We start from the raw sequence: 15,618 nt of genomic DNA on the forward strand, positions 1-15,618 counted from the left end.
AAGCCCGCTCCCACGCAATGGATGCGATCGGCGTGGGAGCGGGCTTGCCCCGCGATTGCGCCCGACCAGACAACGGATCAGTCATAGGTAGTACCGAATGTCTTCAACCCTCGCCAGCTCCACCCCACGCCTGCCCTCCATCGACACCCTGCTGCGCCACCCGGCCTGCGCCCCACTGATCGACCGCCACGGTCGTGACGCCACGCTGGCCACCCTGCGCCAACTGCTCGACGACCTGCGCGAGCCAGCTCGTCTCGGCCAACTGAATGCCACTGAACTGACCGCCGAGGTGCTGCTCGGCCGCACTGGCGAACGGCTGGCCATCCAGCAACGCAGCCAGGTTCGTCGGGTGTTCAACCTCACCGGCACGGTACTGCACACCAACCTGGGCCGGGCATTGCTGCCCGAAGAAGCCGTCGAGGCCATGCAGACTGCCGCCCGTTACCCGCTCAACCTGGAATTCGACCTGGCCACCGGCAAGCGCGGCGACCGCGACGACCTGATCGAAGGCCTGATCCGCGAGTTGACCGGCGCCGAAGCCGTCACCGTGGTCAACAACAATGCCGCCGCCGTGCTGTTGGCGCTCAACAGCCTGGGCGCGCGCAAGGAGGGCATCATCTCCCGCGGCGAGCTGATCGAGATCGGCGGCGCCTTCCGCATCCCCGACATCATGGCCCGCGCCGGCGTGAAGCTGCACGAGATCGGCACCACCAACCGCACCCATGCCCGCGACTACGAAGGCGCGATCAACCCGCGCACCGGGCTGCTGATGCGCGTGCACTGCAGCAACTACAGCATTCAGGGCTTCACTACCCAGGTGCCCACCGCCGAGCTGGCCCGCATTGCCCACCAACACCAGTTGCCGTTGCTCGAAGACCTGGGCAGCGGCAGCCTGCTCGACCTCACCCGCTGGGGCCTGCCGGCCGAACCGACGGTGCGCCAGGCCCTGGCCGACGGCGCCGATATCGTCACCTTCAGCGGCGACAAGCTGCTCGGTGGCCCACAGGCCGGGATCATCGTCGGGCGCAAGGACCTGATCGCGAAGATCAAGAAGAACCCGCTCAAGCGCGCCCTGCGTGTGGACAAGATCACCCTCGCCGCGCTGGAAGCGGTGCTGGCGCTGTACCGCAACCCCGACCGCCTGGCCGAACGCCTGCCGAGCTTGCGCCTGCTGACCCGCAGCCAGGCAGAAATCCAGGCCCAGGCACTGCGCCTGGCCCCCGAGCTTCGGGCCCACCTCGGTGAACAATGGGCCGTTAGCGTGGAGCCGGCCCTGGGCATGATCGGCAGCGGCAGCCAGCCCGTGGCGCGCCTGCCCAGTGCCGCCCTGTGCCTGCGCCCGCAGGTGTCGAAGAAGCTGCGTGGCCGCAGCCTGCACGTACTGGAGCGGGCCCTGCGCGATTTGCCGGTGCCGGTGCTCGGCCGCATCGACGACGATGCCCTGTGGCTCGACCTGCGCCAGCTCGATGACGAGGCCCAGTGGCTGGCGCAACTGCCGGCGCTGCAACTGGGGCCGGTACAGTGATCGTCGGCACCGCCGGGCATATCGACCATGGCAAGACCGCGCTGCTGCAAGCCCTGACCGGCCAGGCCGGCGACACCCGCCAGGAGGAGCGAGCGCGGGGCATGACCATCGACCTCGGCTACCGCTACGCGGCGTTGGCCGAGGGTGCGCCGCTGACCGGCTTCATCGATGTGCCCGGGCATGAGCGCTTTATCCACAACATGCTGGCCGGCGCCCACGGCATCGACCTGGTGCTGCTGGTGGTGGCCGCCGACGACGGCGTCATGCCGCAGACCCGCGAGCACCTGGCGATCATCGAGTTGCTGGGCATTGCGCAGGCGCTGGTGGCGATCAGCAAGTGCGACCGGGTCGAGCCGGCGCGGCTGCTCGAGGTGCAGGCGCAGGTTGCCGAACTGCTGGCGCCCGGGCCCTATGCGGGGGCGTTGCAGTTCCCGGTTTCGAGCTTGAGCGGCGAAGGGGTCGAGGCGTTGCGCGAGGCATTGCTCGTCGCTGAACGACAGGTTCATCGGCGCAGTGCGCGAGGGGGCTTTCGGCTGGCCGTGGACCGCGTCTTTGCCGTGTCCGGCGCGGGCATCGTGGTCACGGGTACGGCGTTGGCCGGGCAGGTCAGCGCCGGTGACACACTGCTGCTGGGCAAGGCCGGTAAACCGGTGCGGGTGCGCGGATTGCACGCACAGAACCAGGCTGCGCTGATAGCCGAAGCCGGGCAGCGGGTAGCGCTGAACATCACCGGCGAACGCCTGGCGATCGAGCAGGTGCATCGTGGCGATTGGTTGCTGCCCGAGTGGCTGCATGCGCCCAGTGTGCGGGTCGATATCGAACTGGCCCTGCTGCCCACGGAAACCCGCACCTTCGAACATTTCAGTGCGGTGCACGTGCACCTCGGCACCCAGGACGTGACGGCCCGGGTGGCGCTGCTGGAAGGTGAAAAGCTGGGCGCTGGCGAGCGCATGTTCGCCCAGCTGCTGCTCAATGCCCCCTTGCAGGCGGTGCACGGTGATCGCCTGGTGCTGCGCGACCAGCGCGCCCAACGCACGCTGGGTGGCGGCCGGGTGCTCGACCCGTTCGCCCCAAGCCGGCAACGCCGCAGCGACGTGCGTTTGCGCCAGTTGCAGGTGCTGCGTGATGCCATCGAGCTGGAGCAGGCCTTGCCCGCGCTGCTCGAAACCGCCCCCGCAGGGCTCGACCCGCAGCGCCTGGAGCGCCAGTTCAACCGCCGACGTGAAACCTGGCAGCTACCAGACCACGTTGTGGTGATCGCCACGCGCCAGGGCCAGCTGTTGTTCGCCCGTGAGCAATGGCAGGCACTCAAGCAACAGCTGCTGGCGCGCCTGGCGCAATTCCACGAGCAAGAGCCCGACCAGCTCGGCCCCGACCGTGACCGGCTCCGCCGCTTCTGCGCCTTGCCGCTGGAGCGCCCGGCGTTCGTCAGCTTGCTGGATGAGCTGCTCGGTGACGGCGCGATCGGCAGCAGTGGGCCCTGGCTGCACTTGCCGGATCACAAGGTTCAATTGAGCGAGGCCGATGCGGCCTTGTGGGCGCGATTGCAACCGCGCCTGCTGGCGGGCGAGTACGATCCGCCGTGGGTCAGGGCCCTGGCCGGGGAACTGCAACGCGAAGAGGCCGAAGTGCGGCTGTTGCTGCGCAAGTTGGCAAGGCTGGGCGTGGTGCACCAGGTGGTGCGTGACCTGTTCTACCCACAGGACACGCTAAGGCGCATGGCAGAGCTGCTGTTGCAGCTGGCGGCGGGATCGCCGATAGTACAGGTCGCCGCGTTTCGCGACAGGTTGGGCATCGGTCGCAAGCGCAGTGTGCAGATACTCGAATACTTCGACCGCATCGGCCTGACCCGCAGGGTCGCCGACCAGCGTCACATCCGTACCGACAGTGCCCTGGCCCAGCAACAGGCCGAGCACTGAACGATCCAAGGAAGGCAATCGCGCCCGGTGGCGCGGCCGGGCTTCAAACCCGGTTGGGGACGGCATCCGTTCCCGGGCAGGTTCGACTCCCGCTGCCTTCCGCCACTTTTCCAACTGTACAAACGATCGCGGGGCAAGCCCGCTCCCACGCAGTTGGACTGCCCCATCCAATCCTTGGGGCAGTCCACAGCCCTCAACAGGGCGTGGGAGCGGGCTTGCCCCGCGATGATGTACTGACGGCCTACGCGTTTACGCGCGCTCCCCGCACAGGTCCAGCGCAAACCAGTGCTCAGCCGCATCGGCATCCAGCCCCGCCCCCAGCAGCGCAAACAACTTGCCCAGCGCCGCCTCACGGGTCATGCCACCGCCACTCACCAGCCCGGTATCGCGCAGGCGACTACCGGCGGCATAGGTATCGAACACCACCGAACCCTCCGGGCACTGGCTGATGGCGACGATCATCACGCCGCCCTGGCGGGCGTCATGCAGCACGTCGAGCAGCGCCTGGTCGTCGGACGGCCCGGTACCGCTGCCATAGCACTCCAGCACCAGCCCCTGGATACCGCTGCCGAGCAGGCCGCGCAGGTGCTCGGCGGCAAGGCCGGGGAACACCGGCAGCACCGCCAGGTTGACCGGTTGGCGTGGCTGGCGATAACCCAGCACCGCCGGGATCGCCGCGGCCCGTTCGCCCTCGCGATGGCGGGGCAGCGCAGTGAAGGCGTCGAACGCCTCGCTGCGCAGTTTCGACGCACGGCAGCCGTGCAGCAGCTGGCCGTGGAAGTACAGCTGCACGCCGTCTTCCAGGCCGCTTTCGAACAGGCGCAGGGCGCCGATCAGGTTGGCCCAGGCATCGCTGTCCGGCGCGCCGGCCGGCAGCATCGAGCCGGTCAGCAGCACCGGCACCGGCAGGCCCAGCAGCAGGAACGACAGGGCTGCGGCGCTGTAGGCCAGGGTGTCGGTGCCGTGCAGCACCAGCACGCCGTCGTGGCCCTGCTGCTCGACCGCCTCGACGATGGCATCGCGCATTGCCAGCCAATTGGCCTGTTGCATGTTGGCGCTGTCGATCAGCGGGTTCAGTTCACGCAGGGTCCAGGGCAACTGGGGGGCATCGGCGCAAGCGGCAAAGTGCTCGCGCATGCGTGCGTCGAAGCCGCCGGCTGGCGCCAGGCCTTCGGCGGACTGCAGCATGCCGATGGTGCCACCGGTGTAGAGGACGAGGAGATTCTTGACTGCACGCATTGGAGCATTCCGTAGCGATGTCAGGCCCTGTCGCAGCGTATGCCCGAGGCAGCGCGATCCCCTGTGGGAGCCGGCTTGCCGGCGAGGGGCCCGAAGACGAAGAAAGAGTCAGCCGCCCACGGACGGGGCGGCTGGGGCAGGGGAGAATATCAGCGCTGGGTTTGCGCTTGGGCAGCGCGATTGTCAGCGGCTGTTTCAGCCTGCGGATTGGCCGGCCAGGCGGCACGGTCCAGGTCCAGATCGGTGAACTTGCTCGAGTCGAACACCGGCTGCTTGATGCCAGCCTTGCGCTGCTCGTCGTAGTCGCGCATCACCCGCAGGCCGACCTTGAACAGCAGGGCCAGGGCTACCAGGTTGACGAACGCCAGGCAGGTCATGGTGATGTCGGCGAAGGCGAACACGGTCGACAGGTCCTGCATCGAACCCCATACCACCAGCGCCAGCACCAGGCCGCGGAACGCCATCAGCACAGCGCGGTTGCGGGTCAGGAACTGCAGGCTGTTCTCGCCCAGGTAGTAGTTGTAGAGGATGCAGGTGAACACGAACAGCGACAGTGCGACGCTGACGAAGATGCGGCCCCAGTCACCCACCACGGCGGCCAGCGAGTTCTGGGTCAGGACGATGCCGTCACCTTCGAAGCCTGGGGTGTAGAAGCCCGACAGCAGGATCAGCAGCGCGGTGCAGGTGCAGATCACGAAGGTGTCGAGGAACACGCTGAAGGCCTGGACCACGCCCTGGGCGCCAGGGTGTTTCACCGCGGCCACGGCGGCGACGTTCGGCGCACTGCCCAGGCCCGCTTCGTTGGCGAACACGCCACGCTTCACGCCCATGACGATGGCGCTGCCGAGCAGGCCGGCGAACGCAGGGTCAAGGCCGAAGGCGCTCTTGAAGATGGTTTCCAGCATGGCCGGCACGTGTTCGATCTGGGTGCCGATCACGTACAGGGTCACACCGATGTAGGCCAGGGTCTTGACCGGTACCAGCAGGTCGGACACCGCGGCGATGCGCTTGATGCCGCCGATGAAGGTGATCGCCAGCAGCACGGCCAGGACGATACCGGTCTGGCGTGGGTCGAAGGCAAAGGCGTTCTGCAGCGAGTGGGTCACGGTGTACGACTGCAGGCCGATGAAGGCGAAGCCGTAGGTGACCAGCAGCAGGATCGAGAACACGATCGCCATGCTCTTGCGCTTCAGACCGTGCTGGATGTAGTACGCCGGGCCGCCGCGGTACAGGCCGTCGCCGTCGGCGCGCTTGTAGACCTGGGCCAGGGTGCATTCGAAGAAGCTGCTGGACATGCCCACCAGTGCGGTGACCCACATCCAGAACACGGCGCCTGGGCCGCCGAGGGTCACGGCGATACCGACACCGGCGATGTTACCGGCGCCGACGCGGCCGGCCAGGCTCAGCATCAGGGCCTGGAACGAGCTCAGCTGGCCTGCCTGGCCACGCAGGGATTCCTTGAACACACCGAACATGTGGCCGAAGTGGCGGAACTGCACGAACCGCGAGCGGATGGTGAAGTAGCTGCCGAGACCGACGATCAGCACGATGAGGAGCTTCCCCGAGAGGAAATCGTTGAGTGCTTCGAGCATTTTGAAATGACCTCGATTCTTATTGTTCGTGTGGAAAATCTGCGGACGGCAGGCGCACCGCGATTGATTGGGGCGCAGGGTGGGTCATGACAACTGTGGTTACAATTTCGCGGGTTGCTCTGTTTTGGTGCGACTTGATGCTAGAATTGCATCACTCGCATCATCTGGACCCCGGCATCATGGGCGATCATTTCGCTGACAACCTCAAATTGGCCTGCAGCCACTACCGCTCTATCTCGGAGGTTTGCCGGCAGCTGTCGATCAACCGCGGGCAGTTCAACAAGTACCTGAGCGGGCAAAGCCGGCCGACGCCGTACAACCTCAAACGGATCGGTGACTTCTTTGGCGTGGAGGATTACGAGCTGGGTTTGCCGCCCGAACAGTTCGCCCGCCTGATCGGCGCGCGCAACCCGGCCGCGCAGCAGAACAACCCGATCAGCGAGCTGTTCAAGCCGCTCAACGATCATGTCGTCAACCTGTCGCGCTACTGCGGTTACTACTTCGAATACTCCAACTGCATGTCGGTGCCAGGCTTGATCCTGGTGTCGCTGGTGCACCTGCGCGAAGAACGTGAGCGCTACCTGTTCGAGCGCCAGGAGCGCCAGGAGCGCAGCAGCGCCACCGACCCCCATGCCGAAGTGCGCTGCCGCTACCTGGGGGCGGCGTTCCAGTTGCAGGATCGCCTGTTCCTGGTCGACTACGAGTCGCTGACCTTGAACGAGATGAGCCAGACCATCCTCATCCCCAGCTTCAAGAGCCGCATCACCCGCCTCAATGGCCTGAAAATCGGCGTGTCCAGCGGTGACCGGCGTAACCCGGCGTGCACCCGCGTGGTCTGGGAGTACCTGGGCGAGGAGATCAACCGGATCAACGCCTTCCGCCAGGTACGCCTTTATCGCCCGGATGACCCGCGCATCGACGACGATATCCGCGACCGCCTGAGCGCGGGTTCGATCAGCAACGGCCTGTTCGAGATCGAGTGATAGGTTGTGGGAGCGGGTTTACCGGAGTGCCGGGCCACCGCGAAGCAGGCGGCGCGATGGATGGCACCGGCTCTGCCGGTGTTCGCGGGTAAACCCGCTCCCACAGGCAGAGTGCAGGTCTTGAGTTCGGCACGATCCCTGTGGGAGCGGGTTTACCCGCGAATGCTTAGGTAAAACCAACGGCGCCTTCGCGGGTAAATCGCAGCGGCGAATCGCCGCTCCCACAGGGCCGCAGGCGTCAGGCGAATTCACCCCAGAATGAACGCCCCCACCGCCTGCGCCACCTGATCCGCCACCTCCGGCCGGTCACGCAGATGGGCGGCAATGCCATGGTCGCAGTCGGTGAGCATCAGGCACTCCACGTGCGGCGCCGGCACAGAACGCAGCAGGCTGTGGGTAACTTCCTCGGGGATCGGGCTGTAACGCTCGACACCCGCCATCCGCCGCAACCCCGCCGACGTCCCGGCCCCTTGGCCGTGCACCCGCGAGTTGAGCCCGTCGTATTCACCGATCACCAGCAGCACGCGGCCCTGGAACTGGCGCAGGAAGGCATAACTGTCGCAGTCAAGAAAAGCGAAGGGCTGGCGGATCGCCGCGCTGAACGCTGGGCCGAAGGGCGCGCTGTGGGCGGCGTCGGGGTACACCGCCGGGCAGATCAGCACCAGCTTGCGCACATTCGGGCGCTGCGCCGCCAGCTTGAGGGCGATGGCGCCGCCCAGGCTGTGGCCGATCAGGGTGTCGCTGCGGCTGTCGAGGTGCTGGTGGAAACGCAAGGCTTCCTGCAGGTTGCTGGCCAGCGAGGCATCCTTTGCCCCCGGTTCGCTGGCCAGGCTGTGGCCGGACAGGTTGCCGGTCAGCGAGCCGATGCCCTGCTGCTGCAGGCGGTACAGCAGCGGGTTGAGCCGGGTGAAGTCCGAACGGGCGCCGCCGACCACGAACACCGGTGGCGCCCGTTCGCTGTCCGGCAACAGCAGGCGGGCCTGCTGGCGATAACCGTCGAAGGCTTCGTCAATGAAGCGCTCGGCGCCGGGGGCGGGTTCGTTGTACTGCCAGAGAGCGCGTTGCGCGGTGGTCACCCCGAGGTCCATCTCTTGCTCCTATGAAAACTGACTGCTTACCCATTCGCCGAGCGGGTTATCAGCACTGGCCAGCAGTTTGAGCGCCATGATGCAGCAGACGCTGACCAGCAGCGGCCGGATCAGCCTGGGCCCAAAACGCACGGCGCAGCGGGCGCCTAGTTGTGCGCCGGTAAAGGCTGCAACAGCCATCGTCAGTGCCAGTGGCCAGATGATCGCGCCGCCAAGGGCGAACACTGATAACGCACCCAGATTACACGCAGCGTTCAGCAGTTTGCTGGTGCACACCGCGCGCATCAAGTGCTGCCCGAGCAGGAGCACACAAGCAAGCATGAAAAACGAACCAACCCCAGGGCCGAATACGCCGTCATAGAAGCCAATCAACGGCGCCACGCCCAGGCAGAACAGTCGTAGCGACACTTTCGCCTTGCGCTCCTGCTCTCGCGGTTTGGGGCTGAAGGCAAACCAGGCAGCGACCAAAATCAGCAGAACAGGCACGCAGGCCTGCAGCAGGTCATGGGGAATCAAACTGATTGATAGCGCGCCCAGGGCGCCGCCAATGAATGCCATAAGCGCCATGGGCAGGCCGCCGTGCCAGTCGATCATGCCTTTGCGGGCAAAGGCTACGGTCGCAGAAACGGTCGCCGAAGTGGCTTGGAACTTATTGGTTGCGATGGCCGCCAGGGGGTCGATACCGGCGATGAACAACACAGGTAAGGTCAACAGGCCACCACCACCGGCAATCGCGTCGAAAAAACCGGCCAGCAATGCGACAGCGGCCAGCAGAAGCAGCATTTCGATATTTATCGCTTGCGTGAAATTTTCCAGCATGGGGAAGCTCCAGCTCAGCCGCGTACCAGCAACGGGTCGTCGCTGATGATCAACGGGCGCGCGAAAGGGGAGTAGCCGAACAGGCGTACCAGCAGGCGGCGGTTGTCCATGACGGTGTCTCGGCCATGCAAGGCTCGACAGTTGTTGATCAGCAGCGCCTTGTCGGCTTGCAGTACAAAGGGGAGGGGCTGCGCTTGCATGAGCAATGCCTGGAAGGCATCGAGCGCTCGCTCGGCGGCTTGGCTGGCGTGATCGTTGAGTGAAAAGCGGTAGGCGTTGTAGCGCAGGCTGAAGCCGCCGTTGGCATCGAATTGCAGGATGGGGACGGCTTTGCCAGCCTGCCCTTGGCCACTGACGAAGCATTCGCTACGGGTGAAATCGAAGGAGCAGGAGGTCAATGCCAAGGCATGCAGCCCCCCTAGTCTTTCGATAATGCCGGCCATGGGGATGATGTGGGTCGGTTCCTGCGCAGGGTTCCACCGTGCAGCGAGAATCAGCGCTGATGGCGCGGGAGAGTGCCCGTCGTGGGCTATCACCGAACAGTTATAGGGCGCTTCGGTGTGCGCACCCAGCCGTAGGCCAGAATGCGAGCTGAGTTCGACGGGCCTTCGTCTGTCCTCGTCGGGACGTTGCGTAGTTCCGCCACCTTTGAAGTTGGCAACTAGACGCACATGCTTGCCATCGTTGTCGATATCGAAGGCGAATGCACGATAGCGTGCAAGCGCCAGCAGCAATTGGTTGCGCGAGGCGAGGTACAGAGTGCCCTGATCCTGCTCCAGCTCACTTTGACAAGGCAGGTATTCGGGCAGCGGATCGTCAGGACTATGCATCTGTGAGAACAGGAGGGCCGACAAGTGGCCTTCGGTAAAGCGCTGAAGGGTAGTTCGCTGGTCAGGCGTAAGGGTTGCCCTCAGCGCTTCGGCATATTCATTGGCCTTCTGGGCAACGCCGCAGGCCTGCGGCCCCCCTGAGTTTGCGAGTTCCTGGCTGAAACCTGTCAATGCCAACGCCTGAGCCGGGTTGAATTGCAGGTAGGCGACTTCCAAGTCTTTCATGAGCTACGTTCCATGTTGTTGAGGGTGTGCTGAAAAATTTTGCCCGTCGGTACCGGCGATAAGGCACGGCGGCTATTGGATCTACTTACCTCACCTTTCAAAAGCCAGACTGTTCCCGTTCGCTAGTCAGTCGTTTCCTGGGTTTGTAAAGGCAGCAGGGCTGAGCAAGGCAGGGAAAACGCATGTATGACAGGCCCAGGTTGGACTTCGCCCCACGGAAACCGCAAAATGCCCCCTTTCCTCCATCGATCTGAGCGGACTTGTTGACCCTATGCGTATGCGCCTGATGCTGTTGGGTGGAGGCAATGCCCTCGGGCAAGCATTGATTCGTCTTGGCGCCGAGGAAGACATCGCCTTCCTGGCACCGCGCCCCCCGGAAAGCGGCTGGGCCCCGGCCAGCCTGACCCTGTTGCTCGACGAGCACCGCCCCGACGCGGTGGTCAACCTTGCCTATTACTTCGACTGGTTCCAGGCCGAGTCGGTCAGCGAACAGCGCCTGGCCCAGCAGGAGCGTGCTGTGGAGCGGCTTGCCGAACTGTGCCAGCACCACGAAATGGTCCTGGTGCAGCCTTCCAGCTACCGGGTGTTCGATGGCTCGCGCGCCACGGCCTACAGCGAGAAGGACGAGCCGGTACCGCTCGGTCTGCGCGGCCAGGCCCTGTGGCGCATCGAGCAGAGCGTGCGCGCCACCTGCCCGCAGCATGTGCTGCTGCGCTTCGGCTGGCTGCTGGACGAAAGCCGCGACGGTGCGCTCGGGCGTTTCCTGACCCGCGCCGAACAACCCCAGGAGCTGCTGCTGGCCGATGACCGGCGCGGCAACCCGACGCCGGTGGACGACGCTGCGCGGGTCATCCTCTCGGTGCTCAAGCAGCTCGACTGCAAGGCGCCGCTGTGGGGCACCTACCACTACGCCGGCAACGAAGCCACCACGCCGCTGGCGCTGGGCCAGGCGATCCTTGGCGAAGCCGCGCAGTGGCACAAGCTGGCCGTGCAGCAACCGACTGCCCAGGCCCATGCCGCGCGCCCGGATGCCAGCGAAGAGCCGCAGCATGCGGTGCTGGCCTGCAAGAAGATCCTTCACACCTTCGGCATCAAGCCGCGCGCTTGGCGTGCCGGCTTGCCGCCCCTACTGGACCGTTTCTACCGACATGGCTGATGCCCCCATCCTGATCACCGGCGGTGCCGGCTTCATTGGCTCCCACCTGTGCGATGCGCTGCTGGAAAAAGGCTACGCGGTACGCATTCTCGATGACCTGTCCACCGGCAAGCGCAGCAACCTGCAACTCGGTCACCCGCAGTTGGAACTGATCGAGGGCGATGTCGCCGATGCGGCGCTGGTCGCGCGCTCGGCCGCCGGTTGCCAGGCCGTGGTGCACCTGGCTGCGGTAGCCTCGGTGCAGGCGTCGGTCGAGGACCCGGTAAAAACCCACCAGAGCAATTTCATCGGCACGCTCAACGTCTGTGAAGCGATGCGCCAGCATGGCGTGCGCCGGGTGCTGTTTGCCTCCAGCGCGGCGGTGTACGGCAACAATGGCGAAGGCCAGTCCATCGCCGAAGACACGCCCAAGGCACCGCTGACCCCGTACGCGGTGGACAAGCTGGCCAGCGAGCAATACCTGGATTTCTACCGTCGCCAGCACGGCCTGGAGCCGGTGGTATTCCGCTTCTTCAATATCTTCGGCCCGCGCCAGGACCCGTCCTCGCCGTATTCCGGGGTCATCAGCATCTTCTGCGAGCGTGCCACCAGCGGCAAACCCATCATGGTGTTCGGCGATGGCGAGCAGACCCGTGATTTCCTGTATGTCGGTGACCTGGTCCAAGTCATGGTCCAGGCGCTGGAGCAGCCAGCAGTGGAAGAGGGCGCGGTGAACATCGGCCTGAACCAGGCGACTTCGCTGAACCAGTTGCTCAAGGCCCTGGAACAGGTGATCGGCAGCCTGCCGCCGATCAGCCACGGCCCGGCGCGTTCCGGGGATATCCGCCATTCGCGGGCGGACAATGCGCGGCTGCTGGCGCGCTTCGACTTCCCCGAGCCAACGCCCTTCGTTGAAGGCGTGGCACGGTTGCTCGGCAAAGCCTGAGGCTCGGCCCGATCGCTGGCAAGCCAGCTCCCACAGGGGTATCCCATGGCTTACCCGGTCGATGTGGGAGCCGGCTTGCCGGCGATCGGGCCTTGCAGGCCATCACCCATGCCGAACCAACTGCCGCTGGCACCGCTCCGGTTCCACCACTCGCCCATCCTCAGCCCGCACCTGCAGCGTCTCCAGCCCCTGGCCGCGCTCATCGACCAGCTGCGAGCGTGATTCCCCTTCCGTGAACAGATACCGCTCCCCCCACTGGCGCAAGCCGATCACGATCGGAAACACCGCGCGCCCCTGCTCGGTCAGCACGTATTCCTTGTAAGCACTGCCATCGGAGGCGGGCTGTTGCGCCAGCAGGCCGGCCTCGACCAGCAGCTTCAGGCGCGTGGCAAGGATGTTCTTCGCCAGCCCCAGGTTCTTCTGCCATTCGCTGAAGCGGCGCAGGCCATCGAAGGCATCGCGCAGGATCATCAGCGCCCAGCGATCGCCGAGCACTTCCAGTGCGCGGGCCACAGGGCATTGCTGGTTGTTGTCGTCGAGCATGGGCCATTCCTGATCAAGGTTGGTTGCAGATTAAAACCACATTTGCTAGAAATCCAGTTGTGGTTTCAAAACGAAACCGGAATCTGTCGAGGACTGTGCAATGCCATCTGCCTCATCTGTACCGCCGCCATTGACCCGCGGCCTGACGCTGCTGCTGGCGCTCGCCTGCGGCCTTGCGGTGGCCAGCGTGTATCTGTCCCAGCCGCTGCTGGAGTCCATGGCCGGCAGCCTGGGTATCGCCCAGGCGCAGGTCGGCCTGGTGGTCGGCGCGACCCAGGCCGGGTATGCCGCGGGGTTGCTGCTGATCGTGCCGCTGGGCGACCTGTTTGCTCGCAAGCGGCTGATCCTCACGCAACTGGTGCTGGCGGCTGTTGCCCTGCTGGCGGTGGCGTCGAGCCTTGACTGGGCAATGCTGCTGGCGGCCATGGGCATGGTCGGGCTGATGGCGGTGGTGGTGCAGGTGATGGTGGCCCACGCCGCCACACTGGCCACGCCCGCGCAGCAGGGGCAAGCGGTGGGCACGGTCACCAGTGGTGTGGTGCTGGGTATCCTGCTGGCACGCCTGGCCTCGGGGTTGGTGGCCGACCTGTCGGGTTGGCGTACGGTTTATTGCGTGGCGGCGGGCCTTGCCTTGCTGATGGCGCTGTTGCTCGGCTGGCGTTTGCCCGAGGCGCCCTCGCGCGGCGTGCGACAGGGGTATCTGGCCCTGCTGGGTTCGGTGTTCGCGCTGTACCGCCACGACCGGCTGTTGCGTCAGCGGGGCACCTTCGCCCTGCTGATCTTTGCCGCCTTCAGTGTGCTGTGGAGTGCCATGGTGCTGCCCCTGAGCGCCGCGCCGCTGGCGCTGGACCATACCCAGGTCGGCCTGTTCGGCCTGGCGGGGGTTGCCGGTGCCCTGGCGGCCGCACGGGCCGGGCGCCTGGCCGACCGTGGGCAAGGGCAGCAGACCACCGGCCTGGCGCTGGGGTTGCTGGTGCTGTCATGGTTGCCGATTGCCCTGCTCGAGCACTCGTTGCTGGCGCTGCTGCTGGGCGTGCTGCTGCTGGACTTCGCCGTGCAGGCGGTGCACGTGACCAACCAGAGCCTGCTGCTGGCCGGGCGTGGCGAGATGGCCAGCCGGCTGATCGGTGCCTACATGTGCTGCTACTCGCTGGGCAGCGGGCTGGGTGCGGTGGCCGCGACCTGGGTCTACGGGCAATGGGGCTGGGGCGCGGTGTGCGGGCTGGGGGCCGGCATCAGTGGCCTTGCCCTGGGGTACTGGGTGCACCTGTGGCGGCTGGGCCAGAATGAAAAAGCCCGCTCGGGCGAGCGGGCTTGTCGGGCGGTGCCGGGTCAGAACTTGTAGCCCAGGCCCACCATGTAGACCCACGGGTCGACGTCCACGTCGACCTTGGTCTTGCCCACGCCCAGGGCGCTCGGGCCGTCGATGGTGGCCTTGGTGTCGATGTCGACGTACCAGACCGCGGCGTTGAACAGCAGGTTTTCGGTGAGCATGTAGTCCATGCCCAGCTGGCCGGCGAGCCCGACCGAGTCCTTCAGCTTCATGTTGCTGAAGCCTTGTGCCTTGCGGTTGCTGCTCAGGTCTTCATCGAAGAACAGGGTGTAGTTCAGGCCCACGCCGGCGTAAGGCTGGAACTTGGAGCTGGCCTCCATCGGGTAGTACTGAAGCGACAGGGTCGGTGGCAGTTGCTTGATGTCGGCCAGCTTGCCGTCCAGACCGCCGCCCAGGCCCTTCACGCCGACGGTGTGCTTGAACGGGGTGGCGGCCAGCAGCTCCAGGCCGATGTGGTCGGTCAGCATGTAGGCGAAGGCCAGGCCCAGTTGGGTGTCGCTGTCCAGGGTCGCCTTGGTGCCCGACACCTTGGCGCCATCGAGTTTGATGTCGCTGCTGTTCTCGTTCGGCGCGGTGGTGATGGCGCCGGAACGGATGATGAAATCACCTGCCTGGTGGGCGTGGGCAACAGGGGCTGCGAGCGCCAACGCGACGAGCGAGGCACTGAGCAAGGACTTGTTCATGGAAGCTCCCAAAGGACGTGAGTAATCGAGTAGTCCAATGGTACGAAGCTGACTAAACAGAAAGTTTGACCCAGCTCAACGAAGCCGTGTCATGAGCCCCAGTCAGTGCTCACTTCAGCTCATAGGCGTAGATTTTCTCCGCTTCCATCTGGTAACCGGCATCGGCCAGTTCGCTGCTGCTGGCCTTGACCTGCATCGTCCCCTCGATCCAGTACGGCTGGTAGAGGTCTTCGACGCGCACGCCCATCTCGCTGAAGATATGCACGATCTGGTTCGACGGCGGTGGTGGCACATGGATGCAGGCGCCGTAGTAGGGCACCAGCAGGAACTCGGTGGTGCGGCCCTCTTCGCTGACCTCCAGCGGCACGATGTAGCCGGGCAGCTTCACCTGCTGGCCGTTGAGCGCCTTGACTACTGGCGCGTCGGGTGCCTGCTGGCGCGCGGCAGGGGCAGACTCGGAGAGCGCGCTGCCGATCTGCGACAGGTCGTGCAGCGGGGCCAGTTGCGGCGGGATGACCGGGGCGCCCTCGGGGATCAGTGCGGGCCAGTCCAGCTCGCGGGGCTCACTGGCCCAAAGCGGCAGGCAGAGCAGCAGCAAGGCCAGGAGAAAGAGTGAGCGAAAAAGGGCGGTGGGGGAGCGGTCTTCCCCCGCGAAGACCGGCGAAGCCGGTGCCAAGCTGCGCGGTGCCTGTTTCGCGGGGCAAGCCCGCTCCCACGGATGGGTTTTAAGCGTGCTTTTTTCTGTGGTGACGCCGAGG

At 65.6% G+C, this 15,618-nt stretch carries 14 protein-coding genes and 1 tRNA gene; 7 read left to right on the forward strand and 8 right to left on the reverse strand.

Going from position 1 to position 15,618, the window contains the following annotated elements:
- Positions 1-97 precede the first annotated feature (97 nt).
- From selA to ACO6VM_RS24240, 3 genes are all read left to right on the forward strand, one after another.
- Positions 98-1,525 carry an L-seryl-tRNA(Sec) selenium transferase gene (gene selA, locus ACO6VM_RS24230; RefSeq protein WP_401057970.1) on the forward strand — a complete coding sequence of 476 codons (1,428 nt, stop codon included), beginning with the start codon at positions 98-100 and terminating at the stop codon, positions 1,523-1,525.
- Positions 1,522-3,444 carry a selenocysteine-specific translation elongation factor gene (gene selB / locus ACO6VM_RS24235; RefSeq protein ID WP_422403908.1) on the forward strand — a complete coding sequence of 641 codons (1,923 nt, stop codon included), beginning with the start codon at positions 1,522-1,524 and terminating at the stop codon, positions 3,442-3,444. Before selA ends, selB begins: the two co-directional genes overlap by 4 nt.
- Before the next feature lie 9 nt (positions 3,445-3,453).
- Positions 3,454-3,549, forward strand: a tRNA-Sec gene (locus tag ACO6VM_RS24240).
- A 144-nt stretch (positions 3,550-3,693) separates the two neighbouring features.
- On the opposite strand, the gene ACO6VM_RS24245 is transcribed toward ACO6VM_RS24240, so the two are convergent.
- Positions 3,694-4,683: an asparaginase gene (locus ACO6VM_RS24245; RefSeq protein ID WP_422403907.1), complete on the reverse strand. Its 990-nt coding sequence runs from the start codon at positions 4,681-4,683 to the stop codon at positions 3,694-3,696.
- A gap of 149 nt (positions 4,684-4,832) precedes the next feature.
- Positions 4,833-6,275: an alanine/glycine:cation symporter family protein gene (locus ACO6VM_RS24250; protein WP_401057976.1), complete on the reverse strand. Its 1,443-nt coding sequence runs from the start codon at positions 6,273-6,275 to the stop codon at positions 4,833-4,835.
- A 179-nt stretch (positions 6,276-6,454) separates the two neighbouring features.
- On the opposite strand from ACO6VM_RS24250, the gene ACO6VM_RS24255 reads away from it, so the two are divergent.
- Positions 6,455-7,258 (forward strand): helix-turn-helix transcriptional regulator, encoded by an 804-nt coding sequence (locus ACO6VM_RS24255; RefSeq protein ID WP_347150093.1) that lies wholly within the window; start codon positions 6,455-6,457, stop codon positions 7,256-7,258.
- A gap of 248 nt (positions 7,259-7,506) precedes the next feature.
- On the opposite strand, the gene ACO6VM_RS24260 is transcribed toward ACO6VM_RS24255, so the two are convergent.
- From ACO6VM_RS24260 to ACO6VM_RS24270, 3 genes are read right to left on the reverse strand one after another with little or no spacing between them, the layout of a single operon-like run.
- Entirely contained in the window at positions 7,507-8,346 is an 840-nt protein-coding gene (locus ACO6VM_RS24260; RefSeq protein ID WP_401057978.1) for an alpha/beta hydrolase, read from the reverse strand.
- A gap of 9 nt (positions 8,347-8,355) precedes the next feature.
- The gene (locus ACO6VM_RS24265) at positions 8,356-9,165 is read right to left on the reverse strand and encodes a TSUP family transporter (RefSeq protein ID WP_125462420.1); all 810 of its coding nucleotides are present in this window, start codon (positions 9,163-9,165) and stop codon (positions 8,356-8,358) included.
- A gap of 14 nt (positions 9,166-9,179) precedes the next feature.
- Positions 9,180-10,220: a TauD/TfdA family dioxygenase gene (locus tag ACO6VM_RS24270; RefSeq protein ID WP_125462421.1), complete on the reverse strand. Its 1,041-nt coding sequence runs from the start codon at positions 10,218-10,220 to the stop codon at positions 9,180-9,182.
- Positions 10,221-10,491: 271 nt separating this feature from the next.
- Between ACO6VM_RS24270 and ACO6VM_RS24275 the strand changes: the two genes are divergently transcribed.
- Both ACO6VM_RS24275 and ACO6VM_RS24280 read left to right on the forward strand, forming a co-directional pair.
- Positions 10,492-11,376 carry a sugar nucleotide-binding protein gene (locus ACO6VM_RS24275; RefSeq protein ID WP_110993336.1) on the forward strand — a complete coding sequence of 295 codons (885 nt, stop codon included), beginning with the start codon at positions 10,492-10,494 and terminating at the stop codon, positions 11,374-11,376.
- The gene (locus ACO6VM_RS24280; RefSeq protein WP_401057981.1) at positions 11,369-12,301 is read left to right on the forward strand and encodes an NAD-dependent epimerase/dehydratase family protein; all 933 of its coding nucleotides are present in this window, start codon (positions 11,369-11,371) and stop codon (positions 12,299-12,301) included. The genes ACO6VM_RS24275 and ACO6VM_RS24280 overlap by 8 nt, the downstream gene beginning before the upstream one ends.
- Positions 12,302-12,403: 102 nt before the next feature.
- On the opposite strand, the gene ACO6VM_RS24285 is transcribed toward ACO6VM_RS24280, so the two are convergent.
- Positions 12,404-12,844: a winged helix-turn-helix transcriptional regulator gene (locus ACO6VM_RS24285; RefSeq protein ID WP_390966607.1), complete on the reverse strand. Its 441-nt coding sequence runs from the start codon at positions 12,842-12,844 to the stop codon at positions 12,404-12,406.
- A 100-nt stretch (positions 12,845-12,944) separates the two neighbouring features.
- Between ACO6VM_RS24285 and ACO6VM_RS24290 the strand changes: the two genes are divergently transcribed.
- Entirely contained in the window at positions 12,945-14,189 is a 1,245-nt protein-coding gene (locus ACO6VM_RS24290; RefSeq protein WP_401057983.1) for an MFS transporter, read from the forward strand.
- Here the strand turns inward: ACO6VM_RS24290 and ACO6VM_RS24295 are convergent.
- Positions 14,177-14,860 carry an OmpW/AlkL family protein gene (locus ACO6VM_RS24295; protein ID WP_401057985.1) on the reverse strand — a complete coding sequence of 228 codons (684 nt, stop codon included), beginning with the start codon at positions 14,858-14,860 and terminating at the stop codon, positions 14,177-14,179. The two genes, ACO6VM_RS24290 and ACO6VM_RS24295, sit on opposite strands and share 13 nt — an antisense overlap.
- Before the next feature lie 109 nt (positions 14,861-14,969).
- A complete protein-coding gene (locus ACO6VM_RS24300; RefSeq protein WP_422403909.1) occupies positions 14,970-15,464 on the reverse strand; it encodes a DUF3299 domain-containing protein in 495 nt (164 codons plus the stop codon).
- Positions 15,465-15,618: the final 154 nt, after the last annotated feature.

It is taken from the genome of Pseudomonas sp. GZD-209 (genome assembly GCF_049310485.1).
Taxonomy (GTDB): domain Bacteria; phylum Pseudomonadota; class Gammaproteobacteria; order Pseudomonadales; family Pseudomonadaceae; genus Aquipseudomonas; species Aquipseudomonas sichuanensis.